The organism is Halorussus litoreus, assembly GCF_003382685.1.
In the GTDB taxonomy this organism is placed as follows: Archaea; Halobacteriota; Halobacteria; order Halobacteriales; family Haladaptataceae; genus Halorussus; species Halorussus litoreus.
In genome coordinates, this window is the sequence record NZ_QLVG01000050.1 from 24,859 (window position 1) to 44,395 (window position 19,537).

Below are 19,537 nucleotides of genomic sequence, written 5' to 3' on the forward strand. Positions count from 1 at the left end.
CTCCAGCGATTGCGGCTGTACGCTTACCGGTAGGCGACCGCGACCGCGAGGAGCCCGCCGGCAGTCCCGCCGAGCGCGAGCCCGGTGACGACGGTCCCGCTCGCGCCGACCCAGATGGCCGGGGCGAGCGGCGCGACGAGAAGTCCCGAAAGCATCGCTGCCGCGCCGAGGCGTGCGCCCGTCTCGCGGTCGACGCCCGGCGTCGTGAGGAGGTCCCGGCGGTCGCGGTACCGGACCAGCCACCCGAGCGCCACGCACGCGCCGGCCGCGAGGACGACCGTGGCGGTTCCGAGAACACGACCCGAAACGTCGAGCGCGATGGCAGCGGCCAGCGCGAGCAGTCCGGCCCCGCAGACTCCGAGGACGGCCGCGTTCGAGCGAACTGCCGCGTCGTCGGCCGCATCGACGCCGTACGACTCGCGGAATCGACTGTCGGCGCGCAGCGAGAGCGCAGCTACGACGACGCAGGCGAGGCCCGTTGCTCCCATGAGAGCGACCGCGAATCCGGTTCCCGCGTCCATGGCAGGAGATGGCAGTTCGCGGTGAAAAAGGTGGGTGCGACGAGGCCACTAATCGGGAAGTGCGCGGGGAGCGAAACCGCCAAGTCGACCGGGCGTCTGGCTCTCTCCATGCGAGTCGGCGTCGGCAGCACGAACCCCGTCAAGCGCAGCGCGACCGAGTCGGCGCTCGGGGACCTCCCAGGCGCGTCGGTCGAGTCCGTCGCGGTCGCGTCGGGCGTGAGCGAACAGCCGGTCGGCGAGCCCGAGACGGTCCGTGGGGCGGAGAATCGGGCGCACAACATCCTCGACGCCGGCGACTACGACCTCGGCGTCGGGCTGGAGGGCGGCGTCGCCGAAGTCGATGGCGCGGACGGCCTCTTCCTACTCATGTGGGCCGCCGTGACCGACGGCAAGCGGACGGGATTGGGCGCTGGTCCCCGACTCCGACTTCCCGACGCCATCGCGACCCGAGTCCGCGACGGCGAGGAGCTCGGCCCGGTGATGGACGACGTGCTCGGGATGGACGGCGTGGCCGAGAAGCAGGGCGCGGCGGGCGCGCTCACCGGCGGCATCATCGACCGCGAGAGCGCGCTGGAGCAGGCAGTCGCCGGGGCGTTCGGCCCGTTCGTAACGGAATTTTACGAGTAGCGAAAGTCGTCATCGTCCGCGTTCGAAATCGGGGTTCCGTTCGTCGCGGTCGGGGCGCAGTTCGTCGGGGTCGAAAGTCCCACTGCGGTCGACGTCCACGTCCTCGGTCTCGATCAGCTTCTCGACCTGCCGCTCGAACTCCGCGTCGCCGATCTCGCCGCGGGCGTAGCGGTTCCTGAGCTGGGTCAACGCGTCGTCGGCGTCGGCATCGGCGTCCGACGCGGCGTCGGCGGACGAGCCGCCGAGCGCCGGCAGGAGCTCCTCACCGACGATGGGGATGAGCGGCGTGAGCAGGAACCAGCCCACGACGAACACGAGTATCCCGATCTCCCAGCCCACGAACAGCAGCGCGAGCGTGCCGAGCGGCAGCGTCGCGACTGCGACGATTGCGGTGAGCGCGCCCGTGAGATCGTCGGCCATGTCAGTCGGTACCCGAGGCTGGACAATAATTATTTCGCAGTCCATCGACACGTGGGTCGGCTGGGTGCTCGCGGTGAAGGCGTCCCCCACCGTCAGTCGTTTCTCACAGCCGTCAGTCGTTGGCCGGTTCCGTGGGCTCGGTCCCTGTCCGGACGTCTGCGCTCTCCTCGACCGCGGTGGTCAGCGAGACGTTCAGCCAGAGCATCGAAGCGACTCCGCCGATCAGCGTGACGACGTTCTTCACCGCGTGGTCGAGGATTGCTGCGCCGAGCGCGACCGCGCTGGGGATCGGAGTCAGCCCGATCACGAGCAGGGTGAACGCGCCCTCGTAGAGGCCGATGCCGCCGGGCGAGAGCGGCAGGACCTTGGCGAGGTTGCCCACGCTGACCGCGAAGAAACAGACGGTGACCAGCATCGGGAGCGACAGCGACACCGCCGGGAACGCGGCCAGCACGAGCAGCGCGGTCAGCACGTCGAGCGACCAGATGACGAGGCTCGACGCGCCGACCGAGAGGAACGCCCGCCGATTGCCCGCGACGGTCTGGACGTCGCCCGTGAACCGCTCGATGATGCCCGCCACGTAGTCGGCGTACGAGTCGCTGCTGAACCGGGAGACGGCCGCCCGGACGTAGTTGCGATCCGAGCGTGCGCTGGCGACGATGACCACGACAGCGAGGATGGCCGCCAGTCCGACGCCACCCGCGACGTACACCGCGGTCTGGCCGCTGTCGCCCACTTCGCTCCCTGCTGCTCCCGAGCCGAACAGCGCCGATTCGAGCCCTCCGGTCGCGCCCGTGAGCGCGAGGCCCATCAGGACGACGCCCGCGAGCATCGTGATGGTCAGCAGGTCGAACACGCGCTCGACCGCCAGCGAGGCGAAGCCCGTGGGGTACGGAATCGACCGGCGGGCCTTCACGACGTAGGCCCGCACCGCGTCGCCGGCCCGCGCCGGGAACACGAGGTTGCCGGTCTGGCTCACGAAGATGGCACCCGTCAGGAAGCCCGCGTCCTCGGTGTAGCCCAGTTCTTCGAGGATGTCCCGATACCGGGTCCCCCGGAGGGGCCACGACAGCAGGTAGACCAGTGCGGCCGCGCCGACGAGCGCCGGGTCGGCCGCGCTCATCTGGTCGAGCACCTCGCCGAGCGGGAGGTACTGACCCATCAGCGCGACGGCGACGATGGTGAGGAAGATGCCGGCCAGAATCGACACCCGGCGGGTGATGCGGGGCTGGACCGCGAACTCCCACCAGCAGCGCATGATCTGGCTCCCCATCCCGAACACGTCGCGCACGATGTCGACCTTCGAGTCGCCCTTCGGCATCCAGTCGACCGCGAACTCCTCGACCGCGTACCCACGGCGCTGGGCCCGCACCAGGACCTCGGTGTCCCAGAACCAGTGTTCGTCCTCCACGTCGTCGAGCACGTCGAACAGCGCGGTCCGGTCGAACGCCTTGAAGCCGCACTGGTGGTCGCGCATCTCCGAGCTGAGGAACAATCTGGTCAGGCCGTTGAACCCACGGCTCGCCACGTCGCGCTTGGCGGGGCGGTCGGCCTCGTCGCCCGGCATCCACCGCGACCCGGTCGCGAAGTCGTACTCGCCCGACCGGACGCTCTCGACCAGGTGCTCCAGATGCTTCATGTCCGTGGCGAGGTCGGTGTCGAAGTACACCAGCGTCTCGCCGTCGGCGGCCTCGAACGCCCGGTTCAGGGCACCGCCGCGTCCCAGTCGCTCGTCACTGTGGAAATGTCGAATCCGGTCGTCCTCGGCAGCCATCCGGTCGGCGATCTCTGGGGTCCGGTCGTCGCAGCCGTCCTCGGCCACGATGACCTCGAACGTCCCCGCGGGTAGAAAGCCGGCTAACGTGTCGAGCGTCGTCTCCACGGTGTTCTCGATGGTCGCCTCCTCGTTGTACGCCGGGAGGACGACGCTCACTTCGACTGCGCGACCGCTCATTATCGAGTGACTCAGTCCCGCCGCCTAAGTACCTTCTGCTCCGTTCCAGCGTCTTCGAGCCGGTAGGTCGGCCTTTGCTCTCCGGTCGGATTTCGACTGTCGAGAAACCCGACGTGGACCGAAGTCGTGGGCCCGTTACTCGCAGAAATGGGAGCTTTCGCGACGATAGAACGCGCTCGGTGGCCCGTTGTTCACCCGACGGAGACACTGTTCCCCGGGCGGAGATTTCGGACCTGCCCTCGGACAGACGCTCGATGGCCGTACCGAAACTCCCGATTAACCAGCCGTACCAACACCCCCGTCCGGGGTGGTTTCGTTCACAGTTCTTTTCGGTAAAAGAGCATGAGTGCGCCGGGTTAACTCCACGTACCAAATCCACTAAGGCGGACTCCGTCCAAGCTGGAAGTACGTCATGAGCACCACCGCGACCGCCAGCGCGACCACCCTGACCGACAAGCAGCAGCGAATCCTGCAGTACCTCCGCAAGAAGGGCCAGATGAAGACCTACTTCAAGTCCCGACTCATCGGCGACGAGCTCGGGATGACCGCCAAGGAGGTCGGCGCGAACATGACCGCCATCGCCGAGGGCGAGTTCGACGTGGACGTCGAGAAGTGGGGCTACTCGTCGTCGACGACGTGGAAGGTCACGGCCTGAACGCGCTCGATATCGAATCCGTCGTCACGCACCGAACCGCGATCAGGTGGACTACTGGTACGCTCTGCGGTCGGGCCGCTCGCAGGTCCCTCGTCCGCCCGCAGGTCCCCGCCGTCCGCCCTCCAATCGCCCCGTTCACGACGGTTCCGTTTCCTCACGCCGCTCCCTTCCCTTCGATTCGCCGCGGCCGGGCGAGCGTGCGAGCGTGCAGTCGCACGCTCGCCCGGCCGCTCGGCTCAGATCGACGGTCCAATAGCCACAATCGGAGGCTTCTGTACTTTGGAGAGCGCTACCTAACAGTTTCCAACCGAGACTATCGCGGCGTCTACCTCTCCAAGAGAACTGCGAGGTGAGCGACGGGCTACGGATCGAACGAGATGAAACTGTCTGCCTGCGCGGCGAACGTCGCGGCGCGCTCGCCGAACGAGTCGGCGTACCTGACGAGCAGAGTGATGACCGTCTCGGGGCGGCGGACCGCATAGCCGTCCTCGCGGTCGAGCAGGCCTGCCTCTTCGAGGTCGGTGGCGTACTTGCTCACGGTCGGTCGCGACACGTCGAGGACGTCGGCCACGTCGCTGCCGGTGGCGTCGGGGTCGCGCAGCAACTCGACGAGCATCCCGCGGGGCGTCTCCCGCCGGAGGTAGCCCAGCGCGACCTGCTCGAAGGAGGAGAACTGGCCGGCGGGATAGAAGCGCCGATAGTCGCCGTCCCGGCGGCTTTCGACCGCTTCGGCGTCGACCAGCTGGCGGAGGTGGTGCTGGGTCTCGCCGGTCCCGAGCTTGAGGTCGTCGCGGACCTTCGAGAAATGCGCGCCCGGCGTGGTCGCCACGTAGCCCGCGATGGCGTCACGGGCCTCGCTCTCGCCGCTGTCGGCCTCGGCACCGAACGACGCCAGCGGCGTCGCGGCCCCGAGGACCGCGAACCGACGGAGCGTCGCCCGCTTATTTTCATCCACTTCGGAGCGCTCAACCATCTACAAAAGGAGAATCGGCGTGGAGCACTAAAACGTCTTCGGCTCGGGAGTCGGTCACACGGCCGAGAGGTCCGAATCGCCGACGACAGGCGTCGAGTGGCGGGTTCGGGTCGAGTTGTTCTCGAGTCCTTTCGAACGCCAGTAACTACTGGATTCAAATAGGGTCGGAAAACGAACGGCTGGTGGCAGTCGGGAAACGGGCAGCGGACGGCTGCGGAAAACGAGAAGAAACGCCGGATTACTCGACTTCTTTCTCCATCTCGGCGTCGAGTTCGGCCTGCACGTCTTCCATGTCGGGGTTCTCCTCGTCCATCTCTTGGATGACCTCGTCGGGGCTCTTGATGTCGGCCGGGTCCTCGCCCTGCTTGATGGCCTCGGCCTCCTGCTCCATCGCTTCGACGTCCATCTCGGCTTCCTCGTCGATCTGGCCGAGGATCTCCTCGATGTTGTCGAGGCCGATGAGTTCGCGCGTCTCCTCGTCGAAGTCGAGGCTGTCGAGCTGGTCGCCGTCCGTCTCCACGTCGCTGCCGGTCAGGTGCTTGCCGTACCGACCGACCAGCGAGGACAGCTCCTGCGGGAGCACGAACGTCGTGGACTCGCCCTGCCCGATGGATTCGAGCGTCTCCATGCCCTTGTCGATGACCGCGCGCTCGCCCATCGACTCGGCGGACTTCGCGCGCAGCACGGTCGACACCGCGTCACCCTGCGCTTCGAGGATCTGGCTCTGCTTCTCACCCTGCGCCCGGATGATGTTGGACTGCTTGTCACCCTCCGCCTGCTCGATGGCGCTCCGGCGCTCACCCTGTGCTTCCAGAATCATGGCGCGCCGTTTGCGCTCCGCGGAGGTCTGTTGCTCCATCGCCTGCTGGACGTCCTTGCTCGGGTTGACCTCCCGGACCTCGACGCTCTCGACGCGGATCCCCCACTCGTCGGTCGGCTCGTCGAGCTCCTGGCGGATCTTGGCGTTGATCTGCTGGCGCTTGTTGAGCGTGTCGTCGAGTTCCATGTCGCCCAGCACCGCACGCAGCGTGGTCTGGGCGAGGTTCGAGACGGCGCGCTTGTAGTCTTCGACTTCGAGGAACGCCTTCTTGGCGTCCATGACCTTGATGTAGACGACGGCGTCGGCGGTCACCGGCGAGTTGTCGCGGGTGATGGCCTCCTGTCGGGGCACGTCGAGCGTCTGGGTCCGCATATCGAAGCGGTGGGTCGCGCTCACGAACGGCGGCACGAAGTTGATACCCGGTTCGAGCAGCTTCCGGTACTCGCCGAACACCGTCAGCGCGCGTTTCTCGGTGGCGTCGACGATCTCGACCGACTGCCAGATGGTGATGACGGCCAGCACGAGGACCAGCAACGCGACGACCGTGAAGCCCTCGAGCGCACCCGTCTGTAGTGGAACGAACATACTCGACTGTTAGAAAGATGTAGTGTTAAGCGTTCCCCTCGCCGCCGGCCGGAAGCGGGGCGCAAGCTTGCGGACGCAGGTCTCGCACGTGCTTTCGATGCAGGAGCAGCGCGTCACACACCTTCGGTGTCGGTCTCGCGCTCCGGTTCGGGTTCGGTCTCCGCGGCGTTCCGGCCCTCCCGGAGTTCGCGGTCGATGGGGTCCTCGATGGCCTCCAGCGACTCGACCGTGACGACGTTGCCGCCGCCGGGGTCGACCACCATCACCTCGGTCCCCTCCGGAATCTCGTCGCGGACGCTCCGGGCGGCGTAGTAGGGGTTGAACCCGCCTTCGAGGAGCTTGATCTGGCCATCCTGGGGCGTGACGCGCTCGGTGACGCGGCCGGTCTTGCCCTTCAGCGAGTCGGAGTCGCTCGTGCGCGCGACCCCCTTGCCGCCGTAGAGGTCGAGCTCCCGGTAGCCGTACAGCGCCACCGCCCCGAAGGCCAAGACGAGCGCGGCCAACAGCAGCGGCGACGCCAGCGGCCCGAGCAATAGTCCGACCAGCCCCGCGAACGTGAGCGCCACCCCGAGCACGATGAAGTGCGCACCCGGAATCAGCGCCTCGGCGATGGACAGCCCGACGCCTGCGACGAGGAGCAACAGCGGGAGCGATTCCAGCAGCGGTGCCATATCCACGTCTTGGTAGTCGGCGCGGTTAACGTTTTGCAGTCAGTTTGCAATCCTCCGGAGAACAGTGTCGGGGTCGAGCGCGATGGTGGTCGCAGTCATCCCGGACGGCCGGGCGACGACCGACCCCCAGTCATCCCGCGACGACCAGAACCAGGCGAGCGAAGACGAACAGCATCGTCGCGATGCCGAGCGTCACGAACAGGACGTTCTCGGCCGTCGGGGAGCCGGGTTCGATGGGTCCCCGTTCGCGGCGGTCGGGTTCCTCGTCGGGGTCGTCGCCCTCCGCGTCCTCGCCGACCTCGTCGATGTCGTACTTCCACTCCGACATGGCTTGGGGTAGCAGGTCGAACGTCAAAAGGATTGGCTACGGGGTGCGATTGCAAGTGGGCTGTCCTGTGGCTGCGAAAGTCGGAGCAAACAACCGGTAGAAAGCCCGCGCGAGTGCGCGGCCCTTTCAGTCCCACCCGGTAGTTAGTGTCACCGAGCGCGTCCCCGTAGTTAGTGTCACCGAGCGCGTCCCCGTAGTTAGTATCACCGAGGGCGAAAAGTCGAACGGTCAGGTCGGGGCGAGTCAGACGGTTAGGTCGGAGCGGGTCGCGTCGAAGACTACGCTTGCTGTCGGTTACGGCCGGTCGGCGTGGGTCACGTCGCCCTCGTACACCACGCCGCGCTCGGCGTCCAGCGTGACGGTGTCGCCGTCGTGGATGGCCGGGTCGAGCGGCGCGCCGCTGACCATCGGTACGTCGAGCTCCCGCGCGATCATCGCGGGGTAGCCCGTCATCCCCGCCCGAGCGTCCACGATGCCGACGAGTTTGCCGGGATCGCCGTCGAACTCGCCGTCGAACTCCGGCTCGATGGCGAGGATCGACCCGTCGGCCACGTCCGAGAGGTCGCCGGTCTCCGTGCGGGCGACCGGGCCGGCGATCCGGCCGCGGACCACGCTCCGGCCCGTGGCGATGGTCTCGGCCGCGACGTGGACCTTCAGCATGTTGGTCGCGCTGGTGCCCTCCAGTTCCGACATCATGCCCGAGAGTACGACCACGGTGTCGCCGCTGTCGGCCGCGCCCGCGTCGAGGGCGGCCTGCACCGCCTCGTCGATGACGTTGTCGACGCCAGACGAGAGCGGCGTGTAGCGCGCGTCGACGCCCCACGAGAGCGCGAGTTCCCGGCGGACCCCATCGTTCGGCGTGGCCGCGACCACGGGGACCGCGGGCCGGAACTTCGCGACCTTGAGCGCGGTGTAGCCCGACTCGCTGGCGGCCACGACCGCCGACGCGCCGATGTCGCGGGCGAGGTAGCGCGCCGACCGCGCGAGGGCGTCGGTCCGGGCGTCGTCGGCGGGCGGGACGCGCTGCTCGCGAATCTCGTCGTACTCCGCGCTCTCCTCGACGTCCCGGACGATGCGGTCCATCGTCTCCACGACCCGCACCGGGTGGTCGCCGATGGCAGTCTCGCCCGACAGCATCACGGCGTCGGTGCCGTCGAGCACTGCGTTCGCCACGTCCGAGGCCTCAGCGCGCGTGGGCCTGCGTGCGTGGACCATCGAATCTAGCATCTCGGTCGCGGTGATGACCGGCGTGCCGGCGCGCTGGCACTGCCGGATGATGCGCTTCTGGATCATCGGCACGTCCTCCAGCGGGCACTCCACGCCGAGGTCCCCGCGCGCGACCATCACACCGTACGCGGCGTCGATGATATCGTTCAGGTTCTCGACCGCGCCGCGGCGCTCGATCTTGGCGACGATGGGCAGGTCCGCGCCGAGGTCCTCGAGCACCTCGCTAACCTCCAGCACGTCCGCGCCGCTCCGGACGAAGCTCGCGGCCACGAAGTCGACGTCCTTCTCGGCGGCGAGTTCGAGGTCCCGGCGGTCCTTCTCGGTCACCACGTCGAGGTCGAGCTCCACGCCCGGGACGTTGACCCCCTTCCGGCTCCCGAGGTCGCCCCCGGACTCGACGCGGGCGACGACCGAATCCTCGCCCTGGACCTCCTGGACAGTCGTCTCGATTCGCCCGTCGTCGAGCAGGATGCTGTCACCCGGTTCGACGTTGGTGACGGAGTAGCTCAGCCCGACCTCCTCGGGCGTGGCGGTGTCGCCCGCCACGAAGCGGACGGTCGAGTCGGTTTCGAGGTGGATCGGGTCGTTGACCTCGGCGGTCCGGATCTCGGGTCCCTGGAGGTCGAGCATCACCGCGAGCGGGTCGGTGGTCGAGGAGTCCACGTCGCGCACGCGGTCGACGATTTCGGCACGGTCCTCGCGACTGCCGTGGCTCGCGTTCAGCCGCGCGACCGACATCCCGGCCTCGGCGAGCCCTCGGATGGTTCGCCGGGAGTCGGAGGACGGTCCCAGCGTACACACGATCTTCGCGCTTCTCATGGGTCGGCGTACGCCCGTCCGTGGCAAAAACCCCCGGTGATTCGTCCGGATTTACTCGCGACTAGATTGTTTAGCTAGCCGCAATCGCCTTATTCCATCGCCCCGAAGGCGACAGATATGCCGAAGTACGCCTCGCTGGTCGACGTGCGCAAGGACTTCCAGAACCCCCAGGAACTCACCTCGATCTGGGGCGACATCCGCGCCGACCTCGAAGAGTTCGACGCCGACCTGACCGACACGTACGCCGTGCTCGGCGAGTACGACTTCCTCGTCATCATGGACGCTCCGGAGCGCGACGCCGCGTATCAGGCCGGCATCGCGCTGGAACGTCACGGCCTCGACGCCCAGACGATGGAGATCCTCCCGACCGAGCAGCTCGCGCAGGTCGTCGAGGACGTTTGAAGTCGTCGAGGCCGTCTGCGGTCGACGGCCGTCGACCACAGACGGCCTCGACGACGGCAGGTCGGAGCCCCACGTGACGGCAGCCAGAATCCGCTACGCCGGCTTGCGCGCCCGCATCAACACCTTCACGTTGCTGAACTCGACCACCTCGTCGTCCTCGACTTCGACCTCGTAGGCGTCGGCGGCCTCCGGCGTCCGGACCAGTTCGTCCAGTCGCTCGCGGTCGGCCGCCAGCGGGTCGGTCCGGTCGACCCAGTCCGCGAAGTCGAGGTCGATGCGGCCGACCGTCGACACCTCGATTTCGAACCCCCCGTCGCGGAGCCACGCCGCCCACTGTGACTGGGGATGGGCCTTCACGTGCGAGCCGTCCCGCAGGGTCTCGAACCGGTCGGTGAAGTCCGCGAGCTCCGAATCCTCGGGCGCGGCCACGTCCTCGAACGCGAACGTCCCGCCGGGCGCGAGCACTCGATAGACTTCTCGCACGAACGCTTCGGGGTCGGGGAAGTGATGAGCAGCGACTCGGCAGGTCGCGGCGTCGAAGCTCCCGGTGCGGAACGGCAGCCGCTCGGCGTCGGCCACCGCGCCCGCGACGGGAAAGTTCGCGGTCGCGGTTCGGACCATCTTCGGGGTCGCGTCGGCCGCGACCACGCTGGGGACGCCCGCCTCGACGAGCGCGTTCGCGGTATGGCCCGCGCCGCAGGCCACGTCGAGCGCCCGCGAGGCGTCGGCCGACCACTCTGCCAAGGTGTTCAGGTCCTCGCCCGCGCGATGCACGTCGCTCGCGAGGTAGGCGTCGGCGGCCTCGTCGAACGACGACATCGCCTCGCGCTTGGCGTCGCGTCCGGCGTCCTGCCCGCCGTCGGAGTTCATACAGGACGGTGAATATCCGACGGTATGGGTGTGCCGGTGCGCGCAAGAATCGTGAGTGACGGATGCAGTCGACGGAACTGCAAATGGGAGAAGACCCGCGGAACCCGCTACCGCACCTTCGTCCCGGGTTCGCTGTCGCCGTGAGTCGTCAGCAGGTCGGCGTCCTCGCCGGCCGCGAGCACCATCCCGTTGCTCTCGACGCCGAACAGTTCGGCCTTTTCGAGGTTCGCTACGACGACGACCTTCGTGCCAGGTAGCGCGTCGAGGTCGTGGAGCTGCTTGATGCCCGCGACGATCTGGCGCGTCTCGACGCCGATATCGACTTCGAGGCGCGCGAGGTCGTCCGCGCCCTCGATGCCCTCGGCGCTCTCGATTCGACCGACTCGGACGTCGAGGTCCTGGAACTCCTCGAAGCTGATGCGCTCGTCCGCGATGGGTTCGATGTCGGTGTCGTCGGTCATGGATTCGTTCTCCTCGCTTTCGTCGGATTCGTCCGCGTCGTCCTCAGTTGCTTCGGTCGCGGCCGCGACCCGCTCTTCGAGCTTCTCGTTGAGTTCCGCGACGCGGTCGTCCTCGATCTTCTCGAACAGCTCGTCGGGTTCGCCGAACTCGCCCGGCGGGGATTCGAGACAGGCGTCGAGGGTCGCGTCGTGGACCGACCCGTCCTCGCCGAGCTGCTCCCAGAGGGTCTGGGCCTTCTCGGATAGGATGGGAGCCGAGAGGACCGCGACCGCCTTGGCGATCTGGACGCAGTCGTAGATGACCTGCTCGGCGCGGTCCGGATCGTCGTCGGTGAGGTGCCACGGCTCGTTGCGCTGGATGTACTCGTTGCCGAAGCCGGCCAGCGCGACCGCGGCGTCGCCAGCTTCCTTGAGCGAGTAGTCGTTGATGGCCGCCGCGAAGTCGTCGACGGCCGCTTCGATGCGTGACTCGACCTCCGCGGAGGTCTCGGCGTCGGGCGCGCCGTCGTAGTTCCGGGCCGCAAAGAGGAGGCTCCGGTAGACGAAGTTGCCGAGCGTGCCGACCAGTTCGCCGTTGACACGGTCCTGGAACTTCTCCCACGAGAAGTCCACGTCGTGCTGGAAGCCGCCCGTGGTGGTGAGGTAGTACCGGACGAGGTCGGGGGCAAGGTCCTCGTCGAGATAGTCGTCGGCCCACACCGCACGATTCCGACTGGTCGAGAACGCGTCGCCGTCGAGGTTCACGAACCCGCTGGCCATCACCGCGCGGGGCTCGTTGTAGCCCGCGCCGCGCAGCATCGACGGCCAGAAGATGGTGTGGTGTTGGATGATGTCCCGGCCGATGACGTGGATCAGTTCGCCCTCGCCGTCGCGCCACGGCTCGGCCCAGTCGAAGACGTCCGGCCCGACGCGCTCGCTGTACTGCTTGGTCGAGGAGATGTACTCGATCGGTGCGTCGACCCAGACGTAGAGGACGAGGTCCGACGGCGTCTCCCCCTCTTCATCTCCGGGGTAGTCGATGCCCCAGTCCATGTCGCGAGTGATACACCAGTCCTGCAGGCCGCTCTCGATCCACTCGCGGGGCTGGTTCTTCGCGTTGCTCGTCCCTTCGAGCCGGTCGAGAAAGTCGGTGAGGTAGTCGGCGAACTCCGAGACGCGGAAGAACTTGTGGGTGCGCTCGCGGTACTCCGCGGGGTTGCCCGAGATGGTGGAGACGGGCTCTTCGATCTCGCCGGGTTCGAGGTGGCGGCCACAGCCCTCGTCGCACTCGTCGCCGCGGGCCTTCTCGCCGCAGTAGGGGCAGGTCCCCTCGACGTATCGGTCCGGGAGCCACTGGTCGTCCTCGGGGTCGTACGCGACCTGGATCTCCTTCTCGTAGACGTACCCCTTCTCGTCGAGCGTCCGGACGATGTCGGTCGTGAGTTCGGTGTTGGTCTCGTCGTGGGTGTGCCCGTAGTTGTCGAAGTCGACGTCGAACTTCGGGAACGTCTCCTCGTACTTCTCGTGGTGGTCGAGCGCGAACTCCTCGGGCGAGACGCCGGCCTTCGTGGCGTTGACCGCGACCGGGGTCCCGTGCATGTCCGACCCCGAGACGAACGCGGTGTCCTGTCCGAGCGTCTCCAGCGCGCGGGCGTACGCGTCGCCGCTGACGTACGTCCGGAGGTGGCCGATGTGGAGGTCGCCGTTGGCGTACGGCAGTCCACACGTCACCACCGCCGGATTCTCCGTGGGGAAGTCGTCGTGGCTCATACTATCCAATCCTCCTTCGCGGGTGTAAAACCCGCCGATTTCCGTGTTCGGGCATCGTCACTGGGTGTCGATTCGATACAGTTGTCGAGCGGTTCGACCGCCGAGATTCGACCGTCGAGTCGAGTTTCGCCACCGCGAGAAGCCGTCCGCGTGTCACGGTCCGGCGGGTCCTCCCGACGTTACGCGTTGCTCCGCGAGCGCATACGCATAGCGCGGGCGGATGCTGTCGAACGGCCGAGCGCGCGGACGTGTCCGCGCGCTCGACCGCTTCGGGTCGAGTGAACCGTGACTGGCACGCCCGAGAGTTGGGCGGCCCGATAGTTAAGCGTTCGTCCGGCGTACAAACCCGGCACGTCTTCCGATGGGCAACTTCGACACGTCCCCGCCGCCGGGCCGCGAATCACCGTCCGACGGCGAGGACGTGTCGAAGTATATATTAGACCGATTATGAAAACCCTGATTACGGATATGTGAGTACGCGGAACCAACGTGACATCCCTGTCGTCCGACCCACCGGATGGTTCGGCCGTGCTCAGCCGCCGGAGGATGCTCCGCTCGGGAGCCGTCCTCACCGGGGGTAGTCTCGCGCTTGGCGGAACGGCAGTCCGGCCGGCCTCGGCCGTCGGAGAGGACAGCTGGCCGATGCAGCGCTTCGATCCCGGGAACACGGCGTACGACCCCGACGGCACCGCGCTGAAGAGCGACGCGACGGTTCGCACGGCGATGACCGCCCCGGCCGGGTTCGGCAACGATTACCTGCTGGCCGACGGCACGGCGTACGTCTACGACGCCGACGAGGGGAGCGTGATCGCCATCGACCTCGTGACCGGCGATTCGCTGTGGACGAACGAGATCGCCGACCAGCAGGTCGTCCCGGAGTTAGTCGAAACCGACCTGCTGGTCTGCCGGTCGGTCGACGGGCCGACGTACGTCCTGAACCGCGACACCGGCGAGGTCACGGCCGAGTTGGCGACCCCGCGAGGCTTTCACCTCGGCTACGCCGGGGGCGCAGAGTGGTTCGCTCCGACGGTCGACGGACGGGTAGTCGCCGGACGGGCGACCGCCGAGGAGTTTCGCTGGACCGCCGACATCGAGGGCATCGGCTTCCGGCCGGCCGTCGACGGCGACCGCATCTACGTCGCGACGGTCGCGGGCGTCGCACCCGAGGACGTGAATCTCGAATCCCCGAACGAGATGGACGCCTCCGGGCGGCTGTACGCAATCGACCGGTCGGACGGCTCCGTGGTTTGGGAGGTCACCCACGACGGCGTCGGCGTCAGGCCGGTCGCGGTCGCCGATGGACAGGTCTACTGGCCCCGAGCCGACGGCACGCTGGCGGCCTACGACGCCGAGACCGGCGACGAGCAGTGGACGTTCACCGGCAAAGGCGGATTCAACGCCGCGGTCGCCGTCACCGACAACGCGGTGCTGGCGGGCAACGACGACGGCCGACTGTACGGCATCGACCGCGAGTCCGGCGACCAGTTCGCCCAAGCCGGAATCGGCGAGCGAGTGCGCGGCGCGCCGGTCGTCCTCGGGCGCACGATGTTCTTCGGCACGGACGACGACGCGGTGTACGCCTACTCGCTCGACGACGGCGAGGTACTGTGGGAGTTCGAGACCGACGCGCCCGTCCGGTCGCTGACCGCCGGGGACGAACACGTCGTCGTCGGCTCGACCGAGCGCTGCTACGTCATCGGGCCGAGCAGCGGCGTGTCGACTGGCGGCACGGAAGACGGTGGAGGTTCTGACGCAACCGAGACCGGGGACGGTGAGGAGACCAATCGCGGGTTCCTGACGAACGACCCCGACTCCGAACTGTCGTTCCTCGACGATCCCGTGACGCTGACGTGGGCCGGAATCGCGGTCTCGATCGTGGGCATCGTGATGCAACTGATCGGCGAGCAAACCTGATTCGAGAGGAGACAATGGCACGAGGACTTCCCGGCGTCTGGAGCACGGTACTGAGCATCCCATTCCTGGCGAGCGGCGCAATCATCTACTTCGGGGACACGCCGTCCCCGGAGCTGTTGGGCGCGCCGCTGCTCGTGTTCGGCGCGTTCGTCGTCGCGATGGGGTGGTACGTCCACCTCGTCGCGGCTCCGCCCGAGCCGAGGCTTCGTGACGAGGAGGAGATCATCGACACGCGCCACCCCACGCAGAAGGCTCCGCTCGCGAAGGTCGGACTGAGCCTCCCGTTCCTGTTCGCGGCCGGCTTTCTCATGTTCTTCACGACCCAGCCGTACGTCTACCCGATGGGCGCGTTCGTCGTCGGCCTCTACCTGCTCTCGACGGGCATCCTGACGTACTGGACCAACTCGCTCACGACCTACTACATTACCACCGAGCGAGTCATCAACTCGTTCCGGCTGCTGTCGCTGGTGCGCAAGGAGGTCCCGATGGAGAAGATCCGGGCGGTCCGCGAGAGCAAGTCGCCCATCGAGTCGCTGGTCGGCGTCGGGAACATCCGCGTCGCGAGCGGCGGCGGTGCCGGACTCGAGATCGTGATCCGGAACGTCAACGACGCCACGGCGTTCGCCGACGAACTCCGCGGGACGCTCAAGTCGGACGGCTGACTCCTTCTACGGGCGAGGTTATGATACCTTGCCCACACGTCGTTCTGCTGGCTTGCCCACACGTCGTTCTGATGGCTTGCCCACACGTCGTTCTGCTGGCTTGCCCACACGTCAACGCTTAACCGGGCGGGTTGCGTGGAACCAGCTATATGCCGACGCGCGTACCCGACGCCGAGTTTCGAGACAGACTCGCCGCCGTCCGCGACCGACTCGCCGGCACCGACGCCGACGCAGGCGTCTGGTTCGGCGCGACCAGTATCGAGTACCTGACCGGCTTCGACCACATCCAGACCGAGCGCCCGGTCGTGCTCGCGGTGACCGACGACCGGGTCGAAGTGACCGTGCCCCGATTGGAGGTCGAGCGCGTCGAACCCAACTCCCGCATCGACGCGGTCCACCATTACTTCGACTACCCCGGCGGGAAGCCCATCGAGGTCGCTGCCGGGATGCTGTCGGACCTCGGCGTCGAGTCGGTCGTCGCCGACGCCGACGGCGCGCCGGGCGTGATGGGCTACGAGGGGCCGGCACTCTCGGCGTTCGTCGACGTGGAGAGCCAGAGCTGGATCGACCGGATGCGGTGGGCCAAGTCCGACGTGGAGGTCGAACTGGTCCGCGAGTCCGCGCGCTGGGGCAACCTCGCGCACCGCTACCTCGCCGACTTCACCGAGGTCGGCGAGCATCCCGCGACCGTGAGCCAGCGCGCGTCGCTGGAGGCCTCGCGAGCGATGCTCGACACCCTCGGCGACGAGTACGTCCCGCGGACTCGCGCTGACGGGCCGGCGCACGCGGGATTCATCTCCGGCGAGCAGACCGGCCTGCCTCACGGCCACACCGCGAATCGGCGGCTGGAGGAGGGCGACCTGCTGGTCACGGGCGCGAGTGCGGACGTGGACGGCTACCGCTCGGAACTCGAGCGCACGATGTTCGTCGGCGAGCCGACCGACGAGCAGGCTCACTACTTCGAGCTGATGCTGGAGGCCCAGACCATCGCCATCGAGGCGCTCGGGCCGGGCGTCCCGCTCGCCCACGTCGACGAGCAGGTGACCGACTACTTCGAAGAGCAGGGCGTCGCCGACCTCGCACAGCACCACGTGGGACACAACATCGGCCTCGGCGCACACGAACCGCCGTACATCGACCACGGCTGGACCGCCCACTGTGAAGAACAGGACGGCCGCGAGGAGGGCGACGCCGAGATGGAGCCCGGCCACATCTATACTATCGAGCCCGGCATCTACACCGACACGTACGGCTACCGCCACTCGGACACCGTGGCGATCACCGAGGACGGGACGGACATGCTGACCTACTTCCCGCGCGATCTGGAGTCGAACACGATTCGCGTCGAGTAGTCGGTCGATGGGGAGTATCGAGCTCTCGTTTTTCAGCGCGCTTCGGAGCTCCGGAGCGTAACCTGCACCGGTGACCGATCTCGGGTGACTTTCCGGATGCAAAAGAACGGTAAGCCCCCGCTCAGTAACCCGACGCATGACCGACTCGACGCGCCGGGACTTCCTCCGGCACACCACCGCGACGACCACGGCCACCGCCACAGTCGCCCTCGCCGGCTGCGCCGGCGTTCTCCGCGACGACGAGGAGAGCTACGAGGACTACACGCTCCCCGAGGCGAGCGCGAGCGTCGAGGTCGACATGGGTCCCGACGCCTCGAACCGGTTCGAGCCCGAGATCGTCCACGTCGAGACCGGCGGCACCGTCACCTGGACCAACGTCTCGCGCAACCACTCCGCGACGGCCTACCACCCGGACAACGACGCGCCGCGCCGGGTGCCGGCGGACGCCGAATCGTGGGACAGCGGCGTCATTCGGGAGAACGGGAAGACTTTCTCGCACACGTTCGAGCAGGCGGGCGTCTACGACTACTACTGCACGCCCCACGAGACGCTTGGGATGCTCGGGAGCGTGGTCGTCGGCGATCCGGAGCCGGGCGACGAGCCGGGGCTCGCCTCCCCGGGCGACGACTTCGGACGCGGCGGGGCCAACAAACTGGAGGAACTGAACGGGAAGGTTCGGGCTGGATTGGAGTGAGAGATATTTTGATGCTACTTGCGTACCGGATTTTGGGCGAGAAGCTAGCTTCTGCTTGCCCATCGGAGTAACCGCACCGCGACTGCACCGCGACCGCACAGCACAGCACCGCGACCGCAGGCCTCACGCCTCCCCAGCCTCCTGCGCTTCTCGCCCACCGTCGGAACAAGCTCCGACGAGCCCTCGGTCGCTACGCTCCCGAGGACTCCGCTACGCTCCGCGGCTGCGATGCTCGTCCCTCACGCGCCTTGCGCGGCGCACGAGAGCGCCGTCAGCGCACGCGCTGACGAACCTCGCCTCGTTTCACTCGTCGAGACGCCGTGGGAGCACAGCTCCCACGAGCCTCGGCTCGCGGCACTCGCCGAGACGCCGCGCAGCACGCGCCGGGTCGAAAGGTTCAGTTAGCGTGCGCTGATCTGGAAGGACGAACCAGCGCACGCCGGACAAACGAGCAAGTCAGCCCGCGCTGTGCAGTACCCGAATCGAGCGCGTTCCGACGGTTGACCAAATCCCCTCCATCGCAGAGGTTGTTTTCACGACCGTAGATTTTTAACACATCGGGCGCAACCCCGGCGTGATGGTCGAGGCGTTCGCAGTCGCCAGCGGCAAGGGCGGCACCGGGAAGACGACGACGACCGTAGCGCTGGGGATGGCGCTGGCCGACGAGTACGACGTGACGATAGTCGACGCCGACACCGGCATGGCGAACCTGCTGTTCCACACCGGACTGGCCGACGCCGACGTCACGCTCCACGACCTGCTCGTGGCCGACGAAACCGCGTCCGTCTCGGACGCGGTCTACGAGAGGTTCGGGATGTCCGTGGTCCCCTGCGGCACCGGCCTCGCAGCGTTCGAGGCGGCCGACCCCGAGCGACTCCGGGACGTGGTCGCCGAACTCGCCGCCGACACCGACGTGCTCCTGCTGGACTCGCCCGCGGCGCTGGGTTCGAAGAGCGCGGTCCTGCCGGTCGTACTCGCCGACCGGGTGGTGGTCGTGCTCCAGCCCACCATCCCGGCGCTGAGCGACGGGCTCAAAGTCCAGGAGTACGCCCACTCGTACGGCACCGACACCGCGGGCGTCCTGTTCAACAAGGTCCACGATCCCGACGAGGCCGGGGACGTCGCCGAGAAGACCGAGCGCTACTTCGACGGCCCGACGCTCGCGACGGTGCCCGACTCGGACGCCGCGCGCGCCGCCCGCCGCGCCGGCGAACCACTGCTCGCTCACGCGCCCGACAGCGATGCCGCGCGCGCCTACCGCGAGGCCGCCGGCGCGCTCGACGTGCGGCCGGGCGACTCCGAGGAGGTCGCCGACCGGTTCCGGAGCGCGGTGGTCCCCGACTCGCCATGACCCGCGAACGCGCATCCGGTTCCAATCCCGATTCCGACCTCCCCGACGGAACCCTCGTGCGCTCGCGAGTCACCTCTGACCCCGCCGCCCCGCTGTCGGCCGCGCTCGACCGCGAACTCACGGGCTACGCCGTGCTGGAGTCCCAGGACGCGCTCCTGCTCGACGACGACGGCGCGAGCGTGATCGCGTTCGAGGACGGCGTCCCCCGGTTCGCCTACCACGCAGCCACCGGTGCGGGCGGCCCCGACGCGCTGGCGGACCTCGCCGCGCCCGGTCCGTACGACGTGGAACTGCGCGAACTCCCGGCCGACGGTGATCTCGACGCAATCGCCCACCCCGACCGCCGCGTGCCGCCGGGCATGGCGGCCGAACGACTCGCGGGCGACCCGGACCTCGCCGAGCGCACGCGCGAGGCCGCACCTCCGGAGCGGGAGAGCCACGGCGTCGAGCGAACCGCCGCGGTCGACCGCGGCGGTTCGCTC

19 protein-coding genes are annotated in these 19,537 nt (G+C 68.0%); 9 read left to right on the forward strand and 10 right to left on the reverse strand.

Annotated elements, in window-relative coordinates:
- Positions 1–23: 23 nt before the first annotated feature.
- Positions 24–521 (reverse strand): hypothetical protein, encoded by a 498-nt coding sequence (locus tag DPQ64_RS14945; RefSeq protein WP_115865116.1) that lies wholly within the window; start codon positions 519–521, stop codon positions 24–26.
- A 108-nt stretch (positions 522–629) separates the two neighbouring features.
- Between DPQ64_RS14945 and yjjX the strand changes: the two genes are divergently transcribed.
- The gene (gene yjjX / locus DPQ64_RS14950) at positions 630–1,148 is read left to right on the forward strand and encodes an inosine/xanthosine triphosphatase (protein ID WP_115865117.1); all 519 of its coding nucleotides are present in this window, start codon (positions 630–632) and stop codon (positions 1,146–1,148) included.
- A gap of 9 nt (positions 1,149–1,157) precedes the next feature.
- On the opposite strand, the gene DPQ64_RS14955 is transcribed toward yjjX, so the two are convergent.
- Both DPQ64_RS14955 and DPQ64_RS14960 read right to left on the reverse strand, forming a co-directional pair.
- Positions 1,158–1,568, reverse strand: coding sequence for an SHOCT domain-containing protein (locus tag DPQ64_RS14955; protein WP_157971738.1), 411 nt, complete (start codon positions 1,566–1,568; stop codon positions 1,158–1,160).
- A 112-nt stretch (positions 1,569–1,680) separates the two neighbouring features.
- The gene (locus DPQ64_RS14960) at positions 1,681–3,522 is read right to left on the reverse strand and encodes a flippase-like domain-containing protein (RefSeq protein WP_115865119.1); all 1,842 of its coding nucleotides are present in this window, start codon (positions 3,520–3,522) and stop codon (positions 1,681–1,683) included.
- A 412-nt stretch (positions 3,523–3,934) separates the two neighbouring features.
- On the opposite strand from DPQ64_RS14960, the gene DPQ64_RS14965 reads away from it, so the two are divergent.
- Positions 3,935–4,177 (forward strand): DUF7123 family protein, encoded by a 243-nt coding sequence (locus DPQ64_RS14965; RefSeq protein WP_115865120.1) that lies wholly within the window; start codon positions 3,935–3,937, stop codon positions 4,175–4,177.
- 361 nt (positions 4,178–4,538) lie between these two features.
- Here DPQ64_RS14965 and DPQ64_RS14970 read toward each other — a convergent pair whose 3' ends face one another.
- The 5 genes from DPQ64_RS14970 to pyk form a co-directional block, all read right to left on the reverse strand.
- Positions 4,539–5,150 carry a winged helix-turn-helix transcriptional regulator gene (locus tag DPQ64_RS14970; protein WP_115865121.1) on the reverse strand — a complete coding sequence of 204 codons (612 nt, stop codon included), beginning with the start codon at positions 5,148–5,150 and terminating at the stop codon, positions 4,539–4,541.
- A gap of 238 nt (positions 5,151–5,388) precedes the next feature.
- On the reverse strand, positions 5,389–6,555 hold the full coding sequence (locus tag DPQ64_RS14975) for an SPFH domain-containing protein (protein ID WP_115865122.1): 1,167 nt from the start codon (positions 6,553–6,555) through the stop codon (positions 5,389–5,391).
- Between the two features lie 113 nt (positions 6,556–6,668).
- Positions 6,669–7,226 carry an NfeD family protein gene (locus DPQ64_RS14980; RefSeq protein WP_115865123.1) on the reverse strand — a complete coding sequence of 186 codons (558 nt, stop codon included), beginning with the start codon at positions 7,224–7,226 and terminating at the stop codon, positions 6,669–6,671.
- Positions 7,227–7,356: 130 nt separating this feature from the next.
- On the reverse strand, positions 7,357–7,554 hold the full coding sequence (locus DPQ64_RS14985) for a DUF7312 domain-containing protein (protein ID WP_115865124.1): 198 nt from the start codon (positions 7,552–7,554) through the stop codon (positions 7,357–7,359).
- Positions 7,555–7,848: 294 nt separating this feature from the next.
- A complete protein-coding gene (pyk, locus tag DPQ64_RS14990) occupies positions 7,849–9,600 on the reverse strand; it encodes a pyruvate kinase (protein ID WP_115865125.1) in 1,752 nt (583 codons plus the stop codon).
- Between the two features lie 117 nt (positions 9,601–9,717).
- On the opposite strand from pyk, the gene DPQ64_RS14995 reads away from it, so the two are divergent.
- A complete protein-coding gene (locus DPQ64_RS14995; protein WP_115865126.1) occupies positions 9,718–10,002 on the forward strand; it encodes a GYD domain-containing protein in 285 nt (94 codons plus the stop codon).
- Between the two features lie 93 nt (positions 10,003–10,095).
- Here the strand turns inward: DPQ64_RS14995 and DPQ64_RS15000 are convergent, their stop codons facing one another.
- Together DPQ64_RS15000 and metG are read right to left on the reverse strand one after the other, a co-directional pair.
- Entirely contained in the window at positions 10,096–10,872 is a 777-nt protein-coding gene (locus DPQ64_RS15000; protein WP_232820596.1) for a class I SAM-dependent methyltransferase, read from the reverse strand.
- A 107-nt stretch (positions 10,873–10,979) separates the two neighbouring features.
- Positions 10,980–13,082: a methionine--tRNA ligase gene (gene metG / locus DPQ64_RS15005; protein ID WP_115865127.1), complete on the reverse strand. Its 2,103-nt coding sequence runs from the start codon at positions 13,080–13,082 to the stop codon at positions 10,980–10,982.
- Positions 13,083–13,571: 489 nt separating this feature from the next.
- Between metG and DPQ64_RS15010 the strand changes: the two genes are divergently transcribed.
- The 6 genes from DPQ64_RS15010 to DPQ64_RS15035 form a co-directional block, all read left to right on the forward strand.
- The gene (locus tag DPQ64_RS15010) at positions 13,572–14,996 is read left to right on the forward strand and encodes an outer membrane protein assembly factor BamB family protein (protein WP_157971739.1); all 1,425 of its coding nucleotides are present in this window, start codon (positions 13,572–13,574) and stop codon (positions 14,994–14,996) included.
- Positions 14,997–15,010: 14 nt separating this feature from the next.
- Positions 15,011–15,658 carry a PH domain-containing protein gene (locus DPQ64_RS15015; RefSeq protein WP_115865129.1) on the forward strand — a complete coding sequence of 216 codons (648 nt, stop codon included), beginning with the start codon at positions 15,011–15,013 and terminating at the stop codon, positions 15,656–15,658.
- A 149-nt stretch (positions 15,659–15,807) separates the two neighbouring features.
- The gene (locus tag DPQ64_RS15020) at positions 15,808–17,010 is read left to right on the forward strand and encodes a M24 family metallopeptidase (protein ID WP_115865130.1); all 1,203 of its coding nucleotides are present in this window, start codon (positions 15,808–15,810) and stop codon (positions 17,008–17,010) included.
- Between the two features lie 136 nt (positions 17,011–17,146).
- Entirely contained in the window at positions 17,147–17,704 is a 558-nt protein-coding gene (locus DPQ64_RS15025) for a plastocyanin/azurin family copper-binding protein (RefSeq protein WP_115865131.1), read from the forward strand.
- A gap of 577 nt (positions 17,705–18,281) precedes the next feature.
- Positions 18,282–19,055 carry a nucleotide-binding protein gene (locus tag DPQ64_RS15030; protein WP_115865132.1) on the forward strand — a complete coding sequence of 258 codons (774 nt, stop codon included), beginning with the start codon at positions 18,282–18,284 and terminating at the stop codon, positions 19,053–19,055.
- Positions 19,052–19,537: hypothetical protein (locus DPQ64_RS15035; protein WP_115865133.1), on the forward strand; the 486-nt coding region annotated here is incomplete at its 3' end. The genes DPQ64_RS15030 and DPQ64_RS15035, both read left to right, overlap by 4 nt.

Excerpts from the sequence above, each read along its gene's own strand:
- DPQ64_RS14945 (WP_115865116.1), bottom strand. The coding sequence starts at position 521 with ATGGACGCGGGAACCGGATTCGCGGTCGCTCTCATGGGAGCAACGGGC.
- yjjX (WP_115865117.1), top strand. The coding sequence starts at position 630 with ATGCGAGTCGGCGTCGGCAGCACGAACCCCGTCAAGCGCAGCGCGACC.
- DPQ64_RS14955 (WP_157971738.1), bottom strand. The coding sequence starts at position 1,568 with ATGGCCGACGATCTCACGGGCGCGCTCACCGCAATCGTCGCAGTCGCG.
- DPQ64_RS14960 (WP_115865119.1), bottom strand. The coding sequence starts at position 3,522 with ATGAGCGGTCGCGCAGTCGAAGTGAGCGTCGTCCTCCCGGCGTACAAC.
- DPQ64_RS14965 (WP_115865120.1), top strand. The coding sequence starts at position 3,935 with ATGAGCACCACCGCGACCGCCAGCGCGACCACCCTGACCGACAAGCAG.
- DPQ64_RS14970 (WP_115865121.1), bottom strand. The coding sequence starts at position 5,150 with ATGGTTGAGCGCTCCGAAGTGGATGAAAATAAGCGGGCGACGCTCCGT.
- DPQ64_RS14975 (WP_115865122.1), bottom strand. The coding sequence starts at position 6,555 with ATGTTCGTTCCACTACAGACGGGTGCGCTCGAGGGCTTCACGGTCGTC.
- DPQ64_RS14980 (WP_115865123.1), bottom strand. The coding sequence starts at position 7,226 with ATGGCACCGCTGCTGGAATCGCTCCCGCTGTTGCTCCTCGTCGCAGGC.
- DPQ64_RS14985 (WP_115865124.1), bottom strand. The coding sequence starts at position 7,554 with ATGTCGGAGTGGAAGTACGACATCGACGAGGTCGGCGAGGACGCGGAG.
- pyk (WP_115865125.1), bottom strand. The coding sequence starts at position 9,600 with ATGAGAAGCGCGAAGATCGTGTGTACGCTGGGACCGTCCTCCGACTCC.
- DPQ64_RS14995 (WP_115865126.1), top strand. The coding sequence starts at position 9,718 with ATGCCGAAGTACGCCTCGCTGGTCGACGTGCGCAAGGACTTCCAGAAC.
- DPQ64_RS15000 (WP_232820596.1), bottom strand. The coding sequence starts at position 10,872 with ATGAACTCCGACGGCGGGCAGGACGCCGGACGCGACGCCAAGCGCGAG.
- metG (WP_115865127.1), bottom strand. The coding sequence starts at position 13,082 with ATGAGCCACGACGACTTCCCCACGGAGAATCCGGCGGTGGTGACGTGT.
- DPQ64_RS15015 (WP_115865129.1), top strand. The coding sequence starts at position 15,011 with ATGGCACGAGGACTTCCCGGCGTCTGGAGCACGGTACTGAGCATCCCA.
- DPQ64_RS15020 (WP_115865130.1), top strand. The coding sequence starts at position 15,808 with ATGCCGACGCGCGTACCCGACGCCGAGTTTCGAGACAGACTCGCCGCC.
- DPQ64_RS15025 (WP_115865131.1), top strand. The coding sequence starts at position 17,147 with ATGACCGACTCGACGCGCCGGGACTTCCTCCGGCACACCACCGCGACG.
- DPQ64_RS15030 (WP_115865132.1), top strand. The coding sequence starts at position 18,282 with ATGGTCGAGGCGTTCGCAGTCGCCAGCGGCAAGGGCGGCACCGGGAAG.